General features: G+C 55.1%; 18 protein-coding genes and 2 pseudogenes. 12 read left to right on the top strand and 8 right to left on the bottom strand.

Annotated features, from left to right (window positions below):
- The 4 genes from BW686_RS05320 to BW686_RS05305 form a co-directional block, all read right to left on the bottom strand.
- Positions 1-954 (bottom strand): toxin VasX (locus BW686_RS05320; RefSeq protein WP_373270981.1); only part of this gene is annotated, 954 nt, incomplete at its 3' end.
- Entirely contained in the window at positions 944-1,825 is an 882-nt protein-coding gene (locus tag BW686_RS05315; protein WP_084915048.1) for a DUF4123 domain-containing protein, read from the bottom strand. The genes BW686_RS05320 and BW686_RS05315, both read right to left, overlap by 11 nt.
- On the bottom strand, positions 1,822-3,855 hold the full coding sequence (locus BW686_RS05310; protein ID WP_084915046.1) for a type VI secretion system Vgr family protein: 2,034 nt from the start codon (positions 3,853-3,855) through the stop codon (positions 1,822-1,824). Before BW686_RS05310 ends, BW686_RS05315 begins: the two co-directional genes overlap by 4 nt.
- A gap of 69 nt (positions 3,856-3,924) precedes the next feature.
- On the bottom strand, positions 3,925-4,443 hold the full coding sequence (locus BW686_RS05305; RefSeq protein ID WP_084915043.1) for an Hcp family type VI secretion system effector: 519 nt from the start codon (positions 4,441-4,443) through the stop codon (positions 3,925-3,927).
- Positions 4,444-4,934: 491 nt separating this feature from the next.
- Here BW686_RS05305 and tssA point away from each other — a divergent pair, with 491 nt between their 5' ends.
- The 7 genes and pseudogenes from tssA to BW686_RS05270 all read left to right on the top strand — a co-directional run.
- Positions 4,935-6,482, top strand: coding sequence for a type VI secretion system protein TssA (gene tssA, locus BW686_RS05300; protein WP_084915094.1), 1,548 nt, complete (start codon positions 4,935-4,937; stop codon positions 6,480-6,482).
- A gap of 36 nt (positions 6,483-6,518) precedes the next feature.
- Complete coding sequence (gene tssB / locus BW686_RS05295) at positions 6,519-7,016, top strand: type VI secretion system contractile sheath small subunit (RefSeq protein WP_084915041.1); 498 nt, start codon at positions 6,519-6,521, stop codon at positions 7,014-7,016.
- A gap of 33 nt (positions 7,017-7,049) precedes the next feature.
- Complete coding sequence (gene tssC, locus BW686_RS05290; RefSeq protein ID WP_084915039.1) at positions 7,050-8,525, top strand: type VI secretion system contractile sheath large subunit; 1,476 nt, start codon at positions 7,050-7,052, stop codon at positions 8,523-8,525.
- A 13-nt stretch (positions 8,526-8,538) separates the two neighbouring features.
- A complete protein-coding gene (gene tssE, locus BW686_RS05285; protein WP_084915037.1) occupies positions 8,539-8,949 on the top strand; it encodes a type VI secretion system baseplate subunit TssE in 411 nt (136 codons plus the stop codon).
- A 90-nt stretch (positions 8,950-9,039) separates the two neighbouring features.
- Complete coding sequence (gene tssF, locus BW686_RS05280; RefSeq protein ID WP_179149178.1) at positions 9,040-10,827, top strand: type VI secretion system baseplate subunit TssF; 1,788 nt, start codon at positions 9,040-9,042, stop codon at positions 10,825-10,827.
- Positions 10,791-11,798, top strand: a complete 1,008-nt coding sequence (gene tssG, locus BW686_RS05275; RefSeq protein WP_084915034.1) for a type VI secretion system baseplate subunit TssG — start codon at positions 10,791-10,793, stop codon at positions 11,796-11,798. The genes tssF and tssG overlap by 37 nt, the downstream gene beginning before the upstream one ends.
- Positions 11,799-11,807: 9 nt before the next feature.
- Positions 11,808-13,445 (top strand): annotated as a pseudogene (locus tag BW686_RS05270) (AAA family ATPase); the annotation flags it as partial.
- On the opposite strand, the gene BW686_RS05265 reads toward BW686_RS05270, so the two are convergent.
- The 3 genes from BW686_RS05265 to BW686_RS26760 all read right to left on the bottom strand — a co-directional run bounded on the left by BW686_RS05265 (position 13,370) and on the right by BW686_RS26760 (position 14,970).
- Positions 13,370-13,924: an ATP phosphoribosyltransferase regulatory subunit gene (locus BW686_RS05265; protein ID WP_306298894.1), complete on the bottom strand. Its 555-nt coding sequence runs from the start codon at positions 13,922-13,924 to the stop codon at positions 13,370-13,372. The pseudogene BW686_RS05270 and the gene BW686_RS05265 sit on opposite strands and share 76 nt — an antisense overlap.
- Positions 13,925-14,213: 289 nt before the next feature.
- Positions 14,214-14,717 carry a GNAT family N-acetyltransferase gene (locus tag BW686_RS05260; protein WP_084915030.1) on the bottom strand — a complete coding sequence of 168 codons (504 nt, stop codon included), beginning with the start codon at positions 14,715-14,717 and terminating at the stop codon, positions 14,214-14,216.
- Between the two features lie 91 nt (positions 14,718-14,808).
- Positions 14,809-14,970 carry a hypothetical protein gene (locus BW686_RS26760; RefSeq protein WP_256898188.1) on the bottom strand — a complete coding sequence of 54 codons (162 nt, stop codon included), beginning with the start codon at positions 14,968-14,970 and terminating at the stop codon, positions 14,809-14,811.
- Positions 14,971-15,048: 78 nt separating this feature from the next.
- Here BW686_RS26760 and BW686_RS05250 point away from each other — a divergent pair, with 78 nt between their 5' ends.
- From BW686_RS05250 to BW686_RS05240, 3 genes are all read left to right on the top strand, one after another.
- Complete coding sequence (locus BW686_RS05250) at positions 15,049-16,215, top strand: DUF2314 domain-containing protein (protein WP_084915028.1); 1,167 nt, start codon at positions 15,049-15,051, stop codon at positions 16,213-16,215.
- A gap of 82 nt (positions 16,216-16,297) precedes the next feature.
- Positions 16,298-17,137, top strand: coding sequence for a TauD/TfdA dioxygenase family protein (locus BW686_RS05245; RefSeq protein WP_084915026.1), 840 nt, complete (start codon positions 16,298-16,300; stop codon positions 17,135-17,137).
- A gap of 93 nt (positions 17,138-17,230) precedes the next feature.
- Positions 17,231-17,479: a hypothetical protein gene (locus BW686_RS05240; RefSeq protein ID WP_084915023.1), complete on the top strand. Its 249-nt coding sequence runs from the start codon at positions 17,231-17,233 to the stop codon at positions 17,477-17,479.
- A 14-nt stretch (positions 17,480-17,493) separates the two neighbouring features.
- Here the strand turns inward: BW686_RS05240 and BW686_RS05235 are convergent, their stop codons facing one another.
- Positions 17,494-18,000, bottom strand: a complete 507-nt coding sequence (locus BW686_RS05235) for a GAF domain-containing protein (RefSeq protein WP_084915021.1) — start codon at positions 17,998-18,000, stop codon at positions 17,494-17,496.
- A gap of 217 nt (positions 18,001-18,217) precedes the next feature.
- On the opposite strand from BW686_RS05235, the pseudogene BW686_RS27395 reads away from it, so the two are divergent.
- A pseudogene (locus tag BW686_RS27395) lies at positions 18,218-19,264 on the top strand (methyl-accepting chemotaxis protein); the annotation flags it as partial.
- A complete protein-coding gene (locus BW686_RS27390) occupies positions 19,247-20,119 on the top strand; it encodes a methyl-accepting chemotaxis protein (protein WP_373270983.1) in 873 nt (290 codons plus the stop codon). The pseudogene BW686_RS27395 and the gene BW686_RS27390, both read left to right, overlap by 18 nt.
- The last annotated feature ends 37 nt before the right edge of the window (positions 20,120-20,156 follow it).

The following is a 20,156-nucleotide window of genomic DNA, read 5'->3' as shown; positions in this document are numbered from 1 at the left end:
TTGATGTGTGCGCAACGCATCACCGCGCACAAACGCCGGCAGCTTCTCCGGTTCGCTCTCTGCGCCACACAATGTGACGACGGCCTGGGCGATCTGGATCTTGTGTTCGTGCGCGCCCTGCCAATCCCGAAGAGCGGCCTGATCGGCCGCCAGTTGCATGCCCATATCGTTGAAAACGGCGAGTGGGTCATCAAGGGCGATGAGCAGAGAGCTGCTCTGATCGTCAACGCTGCCTTGCCAGAAAACGTCAGCGCCGACCGGTGAAAACAAGGCCTGGCCTTCGTCGTCCGCCGATAGCGGGCGGGTGCTGGGGATTGCCGAGTCGGCAAAACGCCCGTCGTCAACGACACGCTCTTTGTCGATATCTGCGACGGCCTCAGCGATGCGGTTCAGGGGCAGGGTGTGCGGCTCGGCCATCGTGTCGCAGTAGCGGGCCAGGTCCAGCGGCTTCATCCACCGTGCGCGGTCTGAAGCATTGGAGCGCAGGTGCTCGCACATTCGCCACGTCCATTGCCGCGCAGAAAAGGCGATGTGCAGGCGGTTGTTGCGCGGGTAAAGCAGAAAGGGCTGGCCTTCGCTGGCACCGGTTCGCTGGTCGCTGCCAATCTGGGCGTCGGTCCAGACAATCCGGCTCAGGTGGCCATCGGAGGCTGACACGGCATATTCGTGAAAGGTTTTTGCGGTTTCATCGAACACGTAGACGTAGCCGTCGTACAGTTGGCGCAAGGTGTAACTGCGGGTTTTCAGGGGCGGCAGACTGGCCCAGTTGCCGTCTTTGGGCAGCGGCTTCAGGTGTCGGGGGGCTGCGTCGTAGCGCGAGCGATCCAGCGCATAGCGCACCGGGACGATGGCAACGTTCGGCCCTCTGAACGGGCACAGGCTGGTGGCAGTGGCCGGGGTTTTGGGGAAGCGTGCAGCACGTCGTTGTTGATGGGTGCCGTTTTTATCGGTCATGCAGAGTGCTCGTGTTTTTATGAAGCTGCTGGCGATATTCATCCAGTGCGTTGACGCGCAACTCCGGGGGTAAGCGCTGATACTGTGGATAGAGGTTTTGCCAGGACGGGTAGGGGCCTTGCGACAGGTTTACGAAATCGAGTCCCCAGTCGTGGCAGATGTCAGCCCATGTGGCCAATGCGTACTCGCTGACCAGCCCCCACTCAAGGCCGCTGTCCACCGCTCGCTTCAACCATGTATCGATTTGATCGTCAGTCCGGTTCGCGAAGGGCTGCGGCTCGTGCGCCGTGAGCCACTCATGGATACGTTCTTCAAGCAGCCATCGGTAGCACTTTTCAAACGCCTGAAACTGCGGTTCGCCCAAACGGGGGGAACGCTGTTGTCTGAGGGCCTGCGAATGCTCATTCACAAATGTCGCGAGGGTTGGGCCACGCTTCTGCTGCCAACCGTGCAGCGGCGTCTGAACCCACAATTGATCGATAGGCCCCAACGTCGGGCTCAAATGCTCTCTGCTGTAGCTCGATAGCCAGTAATACATCACCAGCGGATCTGCAAAGCGCAGCAAACATGAGTTCCCTGAGTCGTCGTTCAGGTTGAGAAATCGTCGCAAATGCTCAGAAACAACGTTCAAGGGGGCACGGCTTGAAAAAACACAGGCATCGGACCTGTGCGCGGGATATTCATACCACTCCTGGATGAGCGAAGATGAACACGGCGTTTTCACCAGCACAGGCCCCAGGTCCAGGACCTCTGACCACTGCGTGCCGAGGTACAGTGGGGCGATCTCGATGTACTCGTCGCGCTGGTACAATTGCTTTATTGCTTCAGGCCGTAACAGTCCATCGATCAACAGATAATTGGCCTGATTCATGTCGGCGCTTCGTTAGTTGCTTTCTGGCATTGCGCACAAAATGGACTGCGTATCATCGCTTGTGCTTGTGCGCGAGCCGTTATCAGCCCCGGTTTGTCTGAGCTTGTGTATGCGGCCAGGCCAGGGAGAAGAGGTTGGGCTCCGCTCCCGTTCCCGGAGCTTCCTCCTGAGTTGAGTTTCACTTGCGGCCCGTTCGCGCTCACGCCACTGGCATCAATCTTGATAAGGGAACCACCCACTTTGAGGGTGATTTCCAGCCCCGCTTCGATCACTACCTTGTTCCCTGCCTTGATATGGACTTCCTGCCCAACCTCTGCCAGCAAACCATCACCGACTCTGATGTGCTGCGTTCCTCCCACCGTGAGGTGATCACTTGCTCTGACTTCAGTCAGCCGGTCCAGCTCGACAGTGCGATGCTCCTGAGCCTTGAACTCGCTGTAGCTGTTGCCCTCCACTTGATCGTGGCGCTCATGACCGACGCGGATTGTCTGGTCATGCTCGATGTTCTGATTCCAGTCGCGCTGGGCATGAACATGGATATGCTCCTGACCGGCCCGGTCTTCGATACGCAGTTCGTTGGAACCGTTGCCGCCCGGGCTGCTCAGGGTCTTGAACACGCTACGTGTCTGATGGGCAGGCAGTTCGTAGGGCGGAAGGTGCTCGGCATGGTACAGGCAGCCGCTGATCACTGGCCGGTCAGGGTCGCCTTCGAGAAAGGTCACCAGCACTTCCATGCCGACTCGCGGGATGACCATGCCGCCATAGGCGTTGCCTGCCCAACTGGACGACACCCTTAGCCAGCCACTGCTCCGATCATCGGCCTGCCCCTCGCGATCCCAATGGAACTGCACCTTGACCCGACCATGCCGGTCGCAGTGAATTTCCTGCTCTTTAGGGCCGGTGACCACGGCGGTCTGGCTGCCGAAAATCCTGGGTTTCAGGTGTCGAAGGGGTGGGCGATAGGGGGCTGCCCACGGTGTCACCAAAAAGGTATTACGGTAGTTCTGACGTAAATCGGCGTCGTTTTGAATCTGAGGTGCGGACTCCTCGAGCACTTGTGGCTGACGACCTTTGTGACGAACGTCGGTCAACAGCCAAAGCTCATTCCAGCTCTGGTTGGGATGCTCGCTCAACTGCAGAAAGTGCCCGCTGGCCAAGCGGGGCTGATCGCTTTGCCCTTCACCTTGCCGGTAATCATGACGGTGGCGTTCAAGCGCACGTTTTGCCAGATGTTCGCCCCGGTCACGGTGAGTGAAGCCACCTGGATAATCGTAATCCTCAAGGTTCAACGGGGTGTCACCCTGCGTTGAACCTTGCAGGGTCAACAGCGGTTTTTCAAAATGATAATCCCGGCGAGTGGCACTGTCGGACCGGGTTTCCAGACGTAACCCGAAATGGTTGATCACCGGTTCATAGGTTGTCAGTGCGCTGTCCTGCCGGTAAATCACCGGGCCGGTTTCAGGAAATACTGTCTGGTTATCGCCAAACACCAGTTGATGCGCGGCGGCGCTGTGCTGGAAGTGATAATGCAGACCTTCTTCCTCACAAAGCCGCTGCACGAAGTGCAGATCCGATTCGTTGTATTGCACGCAATATTCGCGCTCGGGGTACGTTGTGCCGAGTTCGAAGCGATAGTTATTGGCCAGCAGGTGATGTTCTTCCAGTACCGTCGCAATGATCTGCGGCACTGTTCGATGCTGGAAAATGCGCTGGTTGGTACGATGACCGAGTCGGGCCAGATGCGGGCGTAGCGTGATTGCGTAGTGTGTCAGGCGAGTGCCCGAGTCGCCTTGAGAGGCACGGTCGATAAGACCGTGAATACCTCCACCATCAGGCGCAAACTGCAGAAACGCCGGCAGGCCCAGCAGGCTTTCGAGGTCCAGCGCCGTACGTTCGCTGACCAGTTCCAGCGCGAAACAGAATGGCTGGCTGATGGCTTCATGGCCGGTGAATGCGAGAACTTGAAGTTCGTGACTGAGCCCTTCAAGGCTCAGCCTGAATCGAGGTCGATTAGCGGGAGTGGACTGCATGGTTTTCTCTGAGCGCAAGCCGGTAAGTGGACCCCATCGATCTGCCGATCGATGGGGTAAATCAACGGTTCAACCCTGTTCTTGTGCGCTCCAGTTATAGGAACCCGTTGTATTGGCCTCTGTGTGGCTCCACACTATTTTGGCGTAGCTGAAATGCACATCCTGCAAGTGAGTAAAGTGGGCATTTGCCGGGTCTTGGCAGTTAGGCATATAGTCTTTGATACCCACTATCTTGGCGTCCGTCAGCGTCGTTGTGTAGTAGCGCTCCTGCTTGCCTGTACCGGCAGTACGGTACCATTCTATTTTTACCTCCTGCAGTAGCTCACCCTTTGCCAGCGCATTTGATAGCAAGGGCGACGCCTTATCAAACACTTTGGTGATGCAAACAGCCTTGTTTATGTGTGGACCTGTATTGTCGCCGGAATGAGGGTTGTAGGGGACTATGATTTCGTGAGTGAACGCCAGGATCATCGACTGGTCGTTATGATCGCTTAGTCCTGTGCCGCCTATAGAATCTGCTGCGGATGCACCCTCTGTAATAAGACCTTGTGTTGTGCCTGTAATAGACAGATACGCTGGTGTAGGCATTGGATTCTCCGTAAGTTTAGTATGTGCTGCGCAGCTGGAACCTGTGTGCAGCGAATGATCACACTAACAAATACTGTGCCAAGTGCCCGTCAGGCCACGCCACAGACGGTGAAGACAGCATTGCTGTTCTTATCAAGTTAAATTTTCGGGTGTTTTGGTCTGGAAAAGTGCGCAAGATTTTTATGCAGTAAGCTTTTTTTGCGCAGTCAACATGAGGGCGTCCTGCGCGGCAGATCGAATAGCTGGAGCCAAGGTTTTACCATGTAGTGCGCAACATCTTGCACGGTGTGAACGGTTGATAGTGCGCTATTAATTCGGGGCTTTATACCGTATGGAGTCCTACATTTTTTTCTATTCTGCGTAGGAAATTTCTGAAAAAGCGTGATGTGTCTTTCGTTGACTTGTTTGTGGTGCTCACCAGGGATAAAGTCTGCACTAGTTGATGAGGCTTAGTGCCTTTGGTTAATTAAATTGCGTCGAGGGGGGTGGGAGTGGCTTATAACGATAAACTGTCCATTCGATACCTGGAGATGGCCAGGCATCCTGTAACCGATCAAGCTTATGCCGGCGAAGATATACGTTTCTCGACGCTTTTCGAAACGCTGGAAAGTGAACTGGGTGGTGCGCAATCGATTCTTGGGCCTTCAAATATCGACTGGTCAAGAATCAGGGAAGGCAGTGAGCGTATTCTTGTCAATCAGTCCAAGGATCTGCGGGTCGCCAGTTGGCTGACCTGGGCGTTATATGAGTGCGAGTCTTTCGCCGGATTACTGGCAGGCCTCGGACTCATTCATCACCTTTGCGACAAGCACTGGCAAGTACTGTACCCGAGAAAGTCGAGAACCCGTTGTGCTGCCATTGGGTGGTTAGTGCTGAGGCTTGAAAAGCTGCTTGTCGAGGATATCGCGATTACTCGCCAGCTTCCGGTTTTTCAACAGATGGTCAAGTATCTTGATAGCCTGGATGAATTATTCGGTCGATACCTTGTAGATGAAGCGCCGTTGCTACTGCCCATTCGCAGACGACTGACGCGCATGATTCAGCGTGCCATTCAGGTCGAGAAAGAGCCTGTCACGGTAGTTGAGCAAGTCAAGCAGGTTGCTGCCCAGTTATTTTCCAGCAACCCTCATATTGATAACGAAAAGGATGCACAGCGGGCGTTAGGCACTCTAGAGGAATCTGCACGAAACCTCTGCCTGTGGTGGTTAAAACAGAAAAGCACCGATTCGCGCGCCTTTCGCCTGGCTCGATCGCTGGTGTGGCTCGAGGTCGATGATATTCCCGGGTACAACGCAGAGAAAGTGACGCAACTACGAGCATTGCCTGCGGACAAATTGAGGAATTACAAAGAGCGGTTCGAGCAGGGGCTTTACGCAGACCTTATCGTCGATGTCGAGGCTGCTTTGGTGCGTGCGCCTTTCTGGTTCGACGGCCAGCGCCTGATATGGCAATGCTTGAAAGCGCTGGATGCAGACGCGGCCATGCGTGAGGTGGAAGCGCATGTCGCTTTGTTTATAAAACGAATGCCAGAAGTGATCGGTCTTTATTTTCAGGACGGTACGCCATTTGCCGATGCTGAAACACGAAAGTGGATGGCCATTCATGCAATGCCACCTGCGAGTCCTGCAAATCAGGCCCATGATACTGACAAGCCGCATAACCAGCCCGAGTGGGAGGCCGTGTATGGTGAGCTGGTTGACACGTTACCCGAGAACGGTTTGAAGGCTGCCGTCCAGATAATGAGTCAACATCTTAACCGTGCGAATGGCGAACGAGACCGGTTTTTCTGGAGGCTGTGTCTGGCACGTCTGTGTCATCACGCAAAAAACTACGAGCTTGCAAAAATCCAGCTTGAGTTTCTTGATCAAACGCTTCAGTCAGCAGGCTTGCACACTTGGGAGCCACGGACTTCGCTCGACGTACTGCGCTTGCTATATGACTGTTATGGTCAGCTTCCTCACAACGAATCCTCGGTACAGCGTAAAGCAGAAATCCATCAAAGGTTATGTCACTACGACCTCGAAAGATTAATTGCCTGACCAAAGATAAATTTAAATAAGTCAAGAGAAAATACAATGGCCAGAGCAGGCTCTGTCGCACCCAAAGAACGCATTAATGTCACTTTTAAGCCAGCAGTCGGAGGCGCTCAGGAAGAAGTAGAGCTGCCATTGAAACTGCTGGTGCTGGGAGACTTTACGCAGCGAATCGATGAGCGAAAACTTGAAGACCGTAAACCCATCAGCATCGACAAAAACAATTTCGATGAGGTGATGGCTAAGCAGGAACTTGCGCTTGTGTTGAGCGTTCCTGATCGCCTGCAGTCTGACGGCAATACTGATGAGCTGGCCGTGAGTATCAAGTTGGGTTCGATGAACGACTTTAACCCGGCCAGCCTCGTCGAGCAGATTCCCGAACTTAAGAAACTGATGGAATTACGTAACGCTCTTATGGCCCTCAAGGGGCCGTTGGGGAACATGCCGGCTTTTCGCAAGGCCATTGAGAAGGTCATCGCCGATAAGGAGTCTCGCAATAAAGTATTGGCTGAGCTAGGCCTGGATGCAGTGGCGCAATAGATCATTGAACTTTATTTTTGGAGTGCCCAAGGCATGACAACAAAAGCTATGCAGCAAGGTGATAGGCGCGAGTTTCATACTGGAATTCTTGATCAGGTGATTGCTGAAACCAGATTGAACCCTGGCGATGAGGCCTATGACATTGCGAGGCGTGGGGTCGCTGCATTTATTGAAGAACTGCTGAAACCGCAAAACAGCAATGAACCGGTAAAAAAAGCGCTGGTTGACCGGATGATTACTGAAATTGATGCCACGCTGAGTCGTCAAATGGATGAAATCATCCATCATGCAGAGTTCAGTGCATTGGAAGCCTCGTGGCGTGGATTGCAGCTACTGATTGACCGAACCGATTTTCGTGAAAACATAAAAATCGAGTTGCTGAGCGTTTCCAAGCAAGACTTGCTCGACGATTTTGAGGACTCGCCTGAAGTCGTTCAGTCGGGGCTCTACAAGCACGTCTACACAGCCGAATACGGCCAGTTTGGTGGTAACCCTGTCGGCGCGATCATCGCCGATTATTTTTTCTCCCCCACTGCGCCAGACGTAAAGACAATGCAATACGTATCAAGCGTCGCGTGTATGGCCCATGCACCCTTCATTGCCGCAGCAGGCCCCGAGTTTTTTGGGCTTGAGCAGTTTACCGGGCTGCCCGATCTGAAAGATCTGAAAGACCACTTCGATGGACCGCAGTTTGCGAAATGGCAGAGTTTTCGGCAGCAGGAGGATGCACGCTATTTTGCATTGACAGTGCCACGTTTTCTTCTGCGCGGTCCCTACGAGCCAGAGGACAATCCGGTAAAAACGTTTGCTTACAGGGAAAGCGTCGCGAAGGCTCACGAGCATTACCTGTGGGGAAACACTGCCTTCGCTTTTGCTACAAAGCTGACAGACAGCTTCGCCAAATTTCGTTGGTGCCCCAACATCATTGGCCCATTGAGTGGCGGTGCTGTCGAGGACCTGCCATTGCACCACTTCCAAAGCATGGGGGAAATCGAGACCAAGATTCCTACTGAAGTACTCGTCTCCGACCGGCGCGAGTACGAGCTGGCAGAGGAAGGCTTCATCGCATTGACCATGCGCAAAGGAAGCGACAACGCGGTGTTCTTTTCCGCAAGTTCAGTGCAAAAGCCCAAGCTTTTTGGCAATAGTCCAGAGGGTAAAACAGCCGAGCTTAATTACAAACTGGGAACCCAGTTGCCTTACATGATGGTTGTCAATCGGCTTGCGCATTACCTCAAAGTGTTGCAGCGGGAACAGATAGGCGCCTGGAAAGAGCGGGCAGATCTGGAGGTTCAACTCAACACGTGGATCCGTCAGTACATTGCCGATCAGGAAAATCCAAGCGCTGAAGTGCGTGGCAGACGGCCTTTACGTAAGGCTCAGATCACTGTGAGTGATGTTGAAGGCGATCCGGGTTGGTACCGCGTCAGTTTGAATGTTCGTCCGCATTTCAAATACATGGTTGCCGACTTCACGCTGTCACTGATTGGGAAGATGGACAAAGAATAGGCAGAGGCAGGCCATGAATCCGAAGGGAAGCCTTTTCGAACGTCTTGTCGCCGAGAACATGAGGCAGCCGCCGTATCCTCCTGGTGAGGAGCGGCTTATGGTGTCCATAGCGTCGCACGTCTCACAGTTGCTTTGTACCCGTGCAGGAACTGTGAAAATGCTGCCTGATTATGGATTGCCGGACCTTAATGACATGAACGTGAGTTTTCACGAGTCAGTCAGACAGTCTCGAGAGGCTATTGAAAAAACCGTTCGCCTTTACGAACCTCGCTTATCAGAAGTTTGTGTGGTGCCTGAGGAAAACGAAAATTGTCTGCTCAGGCGTCAGTTTTCTATAAACGCCAGTGTGGAGGTGGACGGCATTAAAAAGCCTGTTCGGCTTTTTGCGACGCTCAGCGGCAGTGGAGAAGTAACGGTGGTGTAACGCCACGGCCTCGCTTGTCAGTTCGTGACCCCTCGAGGTTACGCGTGATTTCTTTTGTTAATGTTCATGGTTCATTCGGGTAGGTCAACGTTGTCATTTAACCACTATTATCAAGATGAACTGATGGCTCTTCGTCAAGCGGGCCGACAGTTTTCAGCGCGTAATCCCGCGTTGGCTCCGTTTTTGGGAGAGGGCAGCGAAGATCCTGATGTCGAGCGCTTACTTGAGGGTTTTGCTTTCCTGACGGGACGCTTGCGTCAAAAGCTCGATGACAATTTGCCTGAACTGACCCATTCGCTTATGCAATTGCTGTGGCCAAATTACATGCGGCCTATGCCTGCAATGAGCATGTTGCAATTCGAACCGTTGATCGCTTCCGGCCCTGGCTTGACGGTCAAGCGTGGCATGTCGGTTGAAAGCGAGGCCGTGGATGGTTTGACTTGCCGGTTTCGTACGTGCTTTTCAACAGAGGTATTGCCCCTGACGTTATCGCGTGTTTCGTACTCGGCTGACGGAGAGGTTGCAACGTTGACATTGGGCCTGGAGATGACAGGCGAGGGGCACTTGGGAATGTTGAAGTTGAGCCGGCTACGGCTTCACTTTGCAGGCGATCGGTATATCAGCCAGGCGCTGTACCTTGGCTTCATGCGAAAGTTGAAAAGTATCAAATTGTTATTGCTGAATGGGCAGGATGAACCGCTGATCGCTCGCGACGGGGCACCCGTCCAGTTCGATATTTCGGCAGACAGGGTGCAGGCCGTCGGCTTCTCGGAAGAAGAGTCATTGATTCCCTATCCCCTGAATACGTTTCGGGGTTACCGCTATCTGCAAGAGTACTTTTGTTTTCCAGACAAATTTCTTTTTTCTGACGTCGGTGGGCTCGAGGTCATCCAGTCACTGAGCGAAGATCAGTTGGTCAATGCGCGCGGTTTTCAGTGGGTCTTTGAAATGCACAGCGAGGAACTGCATAACCTCCGCCCCACCACTGAGCATATAAAATTGTACTGCACCCCGGTGGTTAACCTGTTCCAGCAGGATGCGCTGCCTATCCTCGCCGATGCTCGCCAGGATGAGTATCTGTTGATCCCCGCGCACTGGGCGCACGGCAGTTGTGGAGTGTATTCGGTTGATGCAGTCACCGGGTGGCAACCCGGAGGAAAGGGCTATCAAGACTATGTGCCTTTCGAGTCATTCGAGCACGATCCGGCTGTCGATGTGCAGGGCAACGCTCCCTATTATAGTGTGCGTCATCGTGACTCTATCGTGCATGACGGGCTTGATACATATTTAAGTTTCGATGTTCGCACGGATCGAAAAAATGAAACCATTTCCATTGGATTAACCTGCACAAACCATAATCTTCCACAGCGCATCAGGGTGGGAGGCATATGCAAGCCAAGCGAAGATACCCCCGACTTCCTTCGGTTCAGGAATATTACAGCTGCCACCAAGAGCTACGTGCCTCCCGTCGACCGGGATTTTCTATGGCGCGTCATCAGCAACATGTCTTTGAATTATCTGTCCCTGGCGAGCATCGAGGCGTTAAAAGTCATTCTTGAAACTTACGATCTTCCACGTTACCACGACAAGCGTGCCGAGAAAGTCAGTCAGCGTTTGTTAAGCGGGCTCATGTCCATCAATCATCAACACGTTGACCGTTTGCACGAAGGCCGACCGGTGAGGGGCATAAAGACCGAACTGCTTATTGCGCCCGAAGGGTGGGCGGATGAAGCCGGTCTGTTTCTGTTCGCTTCCGTCCTCAACGAGTTCTTCGCGCTTTACGCCAGCTTGAACTCTTTCCATGAACTGCACGTTAAAACCGCACAGGGAGGTGGTTACGAATGGATGCCACGCATGGGACAGCAGCCGCTGCTTTGACAACGCTCAGCCAGAATATACGGGAGTATTCGATTTATCAGGCGATTCCTCTGATCCTTGACGGGCTGCGCGACGTTCACCCGAACGCTGATGATGAGCAACTGCATGACTACCTTGAATTACGGGCAAATCCGGAGTTCGGATTTCCGCGCAGTGATATTGAAGGCATGGCTTTTTTTCATGAGAACGAAAAACTGTATGTTCGGCTTTACCTTAATGTAATGAGTCTGGCCGGCTCCGGTTCGCCGCTGCCGACTTTTTATGCCGAGCAAGCATTGGGAGAGCGGGAAAAACCCAATGCGACACGTGATTTTCTGGACATCTTCAATCATCGCCTGCAGAAACTCATGTGGCCTGTATGGCGCAAGTATCGTTACCACGCGATGTTCGCCAGTGGCGCGACCGATCCGTTTTCCGAGCAACTCTTTGCCTTGATCGGCTTGCACGGAGAGCGCATTCGCAACACCACCGAATTGAACTGGAAGCGGCTGTTGCCTTACTTGGGCCTGCTGAGCCTGCGCGCGCATTCTGCCGCCCTGATCGAGTCGGTGCTTCGTTACTACTTCAAGCATGCTCCGTTGTTCATTGAACAATGCGTGGAACGATCGGTAGAGATCGGGCAGTCGCACGTGAATCGTCTTGGTATAGCCAGTAGCCGGCTAGGCCGGGATGCCGTGCTGGGCAAGCGGGTTCCTGATCGGGGAGGCAAGTTTCGCATCCATATAAAACAACTGAATTGGGATCGCTTCCATGAATTTCTGCCCATAGGCCAGGGCCATGTGCCGTTGGGGGCTCTCGTGCAGTTCACGTTGCGCGATCCGCTGGATTACGACGTCTGTCTTGAGCTTTTGAGTGAAGACATCAGAGATATTTGCATCGGTCAGGCAAACACGTGTCGGCTGGGCTGGACCAGTTGGCTGGGGCGTGAGCGTGCCCAAGGTTTGGTTTTGCTAAACAAACCGAGTCATTAAGGATTAATCATGATCAATCTAGACCTGCAGCAACTTGTTAACGCCCTGGATGAGCCTACGCGTAGAGAGCTTGAAGGGACCGCCGAACGCTGTGTCTCCAGAGGCAGCAGCAAGATTCTTGTTGAGGACCTGCTGCTTGCCCTGCTGGAACGACCTGACGGCATGCTGCAGCGGGCTTTGCAGGATGCCGATGTCGCGATTACCGAGTTTGCCCGCTTGCTGCTTCCTCCCGTCGAGTACTGTGCCGCTTCCAGCCCTGTATTTGCCAGCGAACTTGTTCAGTGGCTTCAGGACGCGTTGTTGATTTCCAATCTGGATTTGGGGCAAAGCCATGTTGACCAGGCTGCACTGATTCTCGCCTTGCTGCGTAATCCGTTGCGGTATGCGGACCGTCCCTATCAGCCGCTTCTTGCAAGAATCAATATTGAACGTTTTCGCGATTTCGCTCTGGCAGAACACGCATCCGGTGTGGCCAGAAAAACAGTGGATCAGAGCGAGTCATTGCTCGAACGTTTCACTCATAACCTGACACAACAGGCCAGAGAGGGGGCGCTTGATCCCGTAATGTGTCGTGACGATTGCTTGCGTCAGATGGTCGACATACTCGCTCGTCGGCGCAAGAACAATCCGATTGTGGTGGGCGAGGCGGGCGTCGGTAAAACGGCGATTGTCGAAGGGCTGGCGTTGAGAATCGTTGCCGGGCGTGTCCCGGATCTTTTAAAAAACGTCGAGTTGTTGTCTCTGGACATGGGGTTACTCCAGGCCGGTGCCAGCATCAAGGGTGAGTTTGAGCGCCGCTTGAAAGGCGTCATCGATGAGGTCAAGTCATCGTCGAAACCTGTCATCCTTTTCATTGATGAAGCGCATACGTTGATCGGTGCAGGCTCACAGGCTGGCGGATCTGATGCGGCCAATCTTTTGAAGCCGGCGCTGGCGCGCGGAGAGTTGCGCACCATCGCAGCGACCACCTGGGCCGAGTACAGACGATACTTTGAAAAAGATCCAGCGCTCGCGCGCCGCTTCCAACCGGTGCGGGTGCTTGAACCTACAGTAGAGCAGGCCATCACCATCCTGCGTGGGCTTGCCCCTGTCTATGAACGGAGCCATGGCGTTTTTTTGCGCGATGACGCTGTCGTCGCTGCTGCCCGACTCTCGGCACGTTATCTTTCCGGGCGGCAGTTGCCCGACAAGGCGGTCGATCTGCTTGATACGGCCTGCGCTCGTGTGCGAATCAGTCTGGTTGCCGTGCCTGAGCGCCTGGAGCGTCTGCAAAGCGATCAGATTCACAGCCAAAGGCATTACGACGCGATGCAGCGTGATGCCGCTGCGGGGCTGACGGTTGATCAACACGTAGTGAATACGCTGGCGTCAGACCTGTCGCGCATCCAGTCAGAGTTGGCTGCACTGGAGGTCATGTGGGTTGATCAGCAGAAAGCAGCAGAACGTCTGCTTGACCTGCGTAGCCAACTGGCCAGCCTGAGCGTGCAACGGGATGCTGAAGACAGTCAGTGTCCGTCTGCTGAGGCATTGGAGTCCGAGTTGATTCAGATTCAACAGAAACTGATGAACGCTCAAGTCAATGACCGTCTTGTGAGTTTTGAGGTGTGTCCGAGGCTGGTCGCGGAAGTGGTCAGTGCCTGGACGGGTAACCGTGGGCAGCGCACTTCGAAGCCATTGCCTTCAAGGTAGTAACTCAGGCCTCGTTTGACTGCGCTGTTCAATTGGTAATCCAGCCCCAGCGAGTCAAGAAAGCCGGTGCAGACAGCCTGACTGCGCAGCAAACCTTCCTGCGGCGAAGGGCCGAGAATTTCCAGCCCCAACTGAGTGAATTCGCGATAGCGTCCGGCCTGAGGTCGTTCGTACCGATAGCAGCGTGCTACATAGAAAAACAGCGCCTCGCTGCGCCCGTTCAACAGCAGGTCGCTGCGTTCCTGAAACAAGGCAGTGGCTTCCGGGATCAGGCAGCAAGCACGCCCCGCCTTGTCATTGAAGGCCCACATCTGGCCGATGATCTCGCTGCCGCCGGCCTTTTCGATAAAGGTGTCCTGACCCCATAAAGCCGGGACGATTGCTTCTTCAGCACCCGCTTCGATGAAGATAGCTCCGGAAACGACTTTCCGTTTCACGCAGGATTGCGGCTTCTGGTCCGGTCACGATGCGAGTTCCACGTAGCATGGTCATGTGTGTCATCTCCCTTTATGTTCAAGCAATAAAAAAGGCGCCTGAGGCGCCTTGGTCTGTTTCACTGACGGGTCAGAGCATGAATCCTGGTCTGGCCAATCGATGAGCACAAGCAACCGCAGCACCTTGAAAGGAGCCGTGATGGTGATGTCGGTTGCTTTGAGGAATGTTATTCATGCCTGATCCTTGCACGCTTTCAGCCATAGCTCAAGCGGCTGTTCTGAAGACTCAGGCTTATCGCAACCGTGCCATGCTCAATGCGTCGACAAACACGCCTTCGCGGACCGCGTAGTGACGCAGGCGGCCTTCGACTTCGAAACCGAATTTGCGATAGAGGCCCAGCGCCGCTTCATTGTCGGCATAGACGGTCAGCTCCACCCGATGCAGGTTCATCCAGTTGTCGGCCACGTCCAGCGCTGCGCCCAGTAACCTGGAGCCGATACCCTTGCCGTGCCAGGACGATGCGACGCCCATGCCGATAGCGCCGACATGGCTCTGCCGGCTGCGTGAATATTGCTCGAGGCCAATACTGCCGATGACTTCGCCGCCATTCAGCGCAACCAGCTTCACATGCCGCTCAGTGCTGTCGGCCAGACGTTTGCGCCACACGTCGATGGACTGATAAGGCATCTGCAACACCTGACGACATACCGCTGGCTCGTTGTAGAGCGCTGTGACGCCTTCAAGATGAGGTTCAGCCATGCGCTGGATGAGGATCTGCGGGATGGGTGTATGCACGTGGATTCACTCCTTTGAATTGCGTTAACCCGATCAGGTTAAAACGCATGATTACCTGCGCCGGGCGGCCGCGGAAGACTGCTCAGACAATTTACTCAGGCTTGCCCATTGCCTGCCATTCGGCAAACCGGGCGTCTATCAACGGGGACAGCCTGTCGTCGTTGGCCCATGTGCCTTGCACGCTGTAGGGCGCATCTTGAGTCACGCCGAAGGCCAGCAGATAATCGTCGATGTAGCGGCTGTTGATGTTCATTAAAATACCTGGATTGAAGACAGTCCAGCGTCACTGCAGTTTGGTTCGCTTCTCTTCGCACAAGGAATTACCCGGCTTATGACGGAACACATGATCTACGGCGTTGAAGGCGAAAGCGAAGACTTCCGTGCCGCGGTTGCCAGTGCGCGCCGCACATTCAAGTTTTTCTGGCGGGAGATGTCCTGGGAGCGCCGCCGGATTGTGCAGGCGCTGGACCTGGCGGCGATAAAGGTGTCGTTTTCTACGGATTCGCCTGATCCGGATAGCCCATCGGTCGAGAACATGTGGGTGACGGATGTCGATTTTGACGGCCAGACCCTTTCAGGCGTTCTCATGAATGAACCTGAGTGGGTGAGTTCGATCAACGCCGGGGACCCGGTATCCGTTCCGCTGACCCGCCTGAACGACTGGGTCTATGTGCTGGGCGGCCGCGTATTCGGCGGCTTCACCATTGATGCGTTGCGGTGCGGCATGTCTTCGGCCGAACGCATCGAGCATGATCAGGCATGGGGGCTGGACTTTGGTGAGGCGGGAACGGTCATGCTGGTCCCGCCTGCAAAGGGCAAGTCACCGGTCCGCTTTACTCGCACACTGGCCAGTGCGGCGGACAAACGCGCTTTGAACACGCTTGAACGGCGTGAGCATCCGATGGGGCTGAATGCTCAGAGCGCGGTAGAAGAGGGGCTTCGGGAGGATCCTGCGCTTGTCACTGACTATGACGAAGAGGGCTGGCAGATGATCCACCGCGAAGCACTCGCGGGCAATTGCAATGTCGTGATTACCCTCTTGCACAGTGGGGCAGACCCTGCAACGACTAACCGCAACGGGCACGACGTGCTGACGCTTGCCCGCTTGGCGGGATGGCCGAGAATCATCGAAGTGTTGGAGGGTGATCGCTCAAACCTTGAAAAGTCGATGCAGCGGCCCGGTTTTCCAGCCTGGCCCATCGGCCTGACGATGACCATCATCGGCATGGGTGGTCTTTACTTCGCTGCCATGAATCAGTCGACAGGCCGGTGGGGTGTCAGGGATGAAGGCTTTCTGAGCACAGGTATTTTCCTCGCCCTCGTCTTGTTGTGCGGGCAAGGTCTGATCCTGTGTACAGGCCCCTGGTATTTTCGGCTGCGTGAGCGAACGCCACTGTGGGGCAAGGCCAGGGCCCTTGATTGGCTGGCAATGCTGACAGGGGCTTTGCTTGCGTTCTTCTTGCACGACCACTTGGGCGCCTACCTGCAGCATAGATAGCGCGCCCTGCGCCAAAAACAGGGTATTGCTTCCCCCTCTTCATAAGTGTACCGTTGTGTTCACTTATGAAGAGGGTCGCATCATGTCAGCCGCTTCGAATGCCCGGATGGTTCAGGAGTCCATCAAGCCATGTATCGGCACGCGTCTTTTCGCTGATAAGAAAGCATTGTTGTCCGGCGACTTCGCCAAGGACATTCGTGAACTGCTGGAGCGACGCGGTGTGCTGGTGTTCCCGCAGATCCATTTTACCGACGCCGAGCAGATTGCATTCACCCGGACACTCGGGACTTTTTGCCCTGAAGCCAATGACGGCCAGAACATCACCCGGATCAGCCTCGACGTCAAAGAGAACCCGGCAGGCGCGGAGTTTCTCAAGGGCTCGTTTTACTGGCACATCGACGGCACTGGCAGCGATGCACCGATTCTGGCTTCGTTGTTGTCGTGCAAAGTGGCGGCAAGCTGGGGAGGCAACACGGGGTTTTGTAACACCTATGCGGCTTACGACGCTTTGCCGGACACAGACAAACGACGTTACGAAACCCTGCGCGTGATACATGCCCCGTGGGCATCGTTACTCTATTACAATCCGGAGCCCAGCCTGGCCATGCTGACGGCAATGCAGGCCATCGGTGAAAAGGAGCTTCCGCTGGTGTGGAAGCACCGCTCCGGTCGCAAGTCTCTGATTCTTGGCTGTACCGCCCGGCAGGTCATCGGCATCAGCCCAGCGCAAAGCGCGCAGATCCTGGTCGGTCTTCGCGAGTGGGCCACGGCCGAGGCGTTCAGCTACAGCCATGAATGGCACTCAGGGGATCTGGTGATTTGGGACAACACCGGCACTTTGCACCGGGCAGAAGCTTACGACCCGGCATCCGGGCGGCTGATGCACCGCACCAAGCTGCAAGGCGAAGAGCCTTTTGAGTGATTCGCCAGAAGGCGACACCCGAGCAACTTTCCGGTCCTCATGCTGAGGGGACTGTCTTGAGTCGAATCGTTTTACCGGATTGGAGAAGCGGTTATGTGCAGATCTAAAGAGCCCATTGCGGGCGTCTTCTTTTTGTTGGTTCTGGCGGCCGGAGGCCTGGTGGCCCAGGAACCGTTCCCTCATTTCGGAATCGATCTGCCTTCGGACATGCTGAACGGGGAAAGCCCGCCCAGGCCTGTTTCGCAACGACAGACCATGCCGCTCGATGAGCGGCGGTTCAGCAGCGTGATGCTTGAATCTGCCAACCTGTACGCGGTGCTGGAACAACCCGCTCAGTTGTAATCGGGTGTATCTCTTCAGGCGCTGGTGTCAGTGATATTGGCGAAGAAGATGCAGCCGATCAGCCGTGCAAACAGCGTCAATGTTTCTGGCAGATCAGGGTCTTCAAACAGGGTTACTTGTGAATCCAGCGCACACAGTGCGCCGTAAAGCTGCCCGTCAGGAAGAAAAATAGGCACGCCCGCATAACTTTCTATGGCGTACCGTTTTACAACCGGGCGATTCGCGTACCGGCCGTCCTGGCTGATCTGCGGTACGAACAAGGCTTCGGGGTTAACGCAAAATTCGCTGCACAATGTTGTTTCGAGTGCGAACACATCGCCGTCGTCGATGCCAAGGTCCATCGGGTCATAGACAGAGCAGGCAATCCAGTCCGCATCGGTGAACTTCGCGATGCCCGCGAAGCGCATGCCGGTCAGCCGCGTGACCAACCGCAAGACGTTAGTCGTCGCCTCGATCTCGGCAATCGCAGATCGCTCCTCAGTGGTCAAGCCGCCCCTTGAAGCCGTCAACGCCAGACTCATGCAGTTCTCCGGAATACTCAGTGTGTGTGCAGCAGCCCATGCTAACTGACCCGGTTTAAAAAGCCATATGCCGCCGTGCCGCCCGCAAACTATTTTCAGGCAAGAATATTGACGCCAACTTTAAAGTTTGGCGTCACGCTGCCGACATCACGGTGTTGTATAGGCGGCAAGGATTAGCCTCGTGTATCCACCGATGACCTAACAAGAGCACATTACGTTGAAAAAAACGCTGAGCAATATTTCTGTCAGGTCCAAGCTCGCGCTGGGCTTTGCTCTGGTGATCGTATTGACAGTGCTGATCGCACTGACAGGCTGGAGCGGTATCACGTCACTCAGCGAGCGTAGCGAAAGGATCGCCGACATCGGCAAGATGAGCACGCTGACGCGAGACGTCCGGATCGCACGTCTGGCCTACACGATCAAATACGATGCTGAACGAGCCGCCAACTGGAAAAAGGCACTTGAGGCGCTGGAAACCCACGTCAAATATGCTCAGGAGGTGTTCGACTCCCCACTGAACACTCCGTTAGTGAACGCGTCTGCCGATGCGCTGAAAGACTATCGCGTTCACTATGACAGCCTCATTCAGGCGACCGCCGCCCGTGAAGCGACTCGTGGCGTGTTTGGTCAGTATGCCGATGCGGCAGCCGACGATCTGCAAAAGCTGAATGCTTACGCAAGGTCGGAAAATGGCAACGCTCAGGACCGAGAGACCGTCACGCAGACAATGACCCTGTTTCAGAAAATGCGTTTCGATCTGCGCGGCTACACCTACTCGCTGAAAGCCGAGAACAAAGCGCCCGCAGAAGCCTCGATGAATACCGTCATTACCTATGTCAGGAACCTGCAAGGTTTTGACAGTCAATCCGCGATTACCAGGCACCTTGAAGAGTCGCTGATTAACTATCAGAACACCCTTAACCAGTTCACTGCTGCGCAAGCAAAGATTGACCAGGCTCAGGCCGGTATCGATAAAAGCATCGGCGTCCTCTTTAACTCCGCCGATCAGCTTTCCGCCAATCAGGTCAACCTGAGAATCGAGGACGTGGGGCAGGCCAAAACCATGCTCTCCATGTGGCTGGTCGCAGCGCTGATCGTGAGTTTCCTGGCCGCTTGGATCATCACCCGTCTTATCGTCGGCCCGTTGCTTGAAACATTGAAACTGGCTGAACGTGTGGCCGATGGTGATCTGACGCACAACCAGGCGGTTACCCGGAAGGATGAGCTTGGACTGTTGCAGGGCAGCATGCTGCGCATGACCACCAATCTGCGCGAGTTGATCGGTGGCTTGCGTGATGGCGTGACCCAGATAGCCAGCGCTGCCGAGCAGTTGTCTGCTGTCACGGAGCAAACCAGTGCCGGTGTAAACAGCCAGAAAACCGAGACGGATCAAGTGGCAACCGCCATGCACGAGATGTCGGCGACCGTTCAGGAAGTCGCGAGAAATGCCGAGCAGGCGTCACATGCTGCGGTCAACGCCTCGAAAGAAGCGCGTGAAGGCGATGGCGTGGTGTCCAAAGCGGTGGCACAGATCGAAAAACTCGCCACTGAAGTCCAGCACTCCAAGTCGGCGATGGACGACCTCAAGAGCGAAAGCAACAAGATTGGCGGCGTACTTGACGTCATCAAGGCCGTTGCCGAGCAGACCAACCTGCTGGCGCTCAATGCTGCCATCGAAGCGGCACGTGCCGGTGAGGCCGGTCGAGGTTTCGCTGTAGTGGCTGACGAAGTCAGAAGCCTGGCGCAGCGTACGCAGACATCGACCGAGGAAATTGCCGCGCTGATCAGCGGATTGCACAGCCGCACCACGCAGGTGGCCACGATCCTCGACAACAGCCAGGCGCTGACCACTAACAGCGTCGAGCTGACCCGTAATGCGGGCGTTTCGATCAGCAACATCACACAGGCAATTTCGACCATTGAGACGATGAACCATCAGATCGCTGCAGCCGCCGAACAACAAAGCGCGGTTGCCGAAGAGATCAATCGCAGCGTGCTGAATGTGCGGGATATCTCCGAGCAGACGGCGTCGGCCAGCGAAGAAACGGCCGCGTCGAGTGTCGAGCTTGCTCGTCTGGGCGGGCATCTGCAAAGCCTGGTCAGCCGATTCAAGGTCTGACCCCCAAGCTGGGCAAAGGGTATCCGGTGCAAGCGCA

The organism is Pseudomonas syringae, assembly GCF_002157375.1.
GTDB classification, from domain to species: Bacteria; Pseudomonadota; Gammaproteobacteria; order Pseudomonadales; family Pseudomonadaceae; genus Aquipseudomonas; species Aquipseudomonas syringae_T.
Note: the sequence above shows the minus strand (reverse complement) of the source record. Positions and strands in the feature narration are given on the sequence as shown.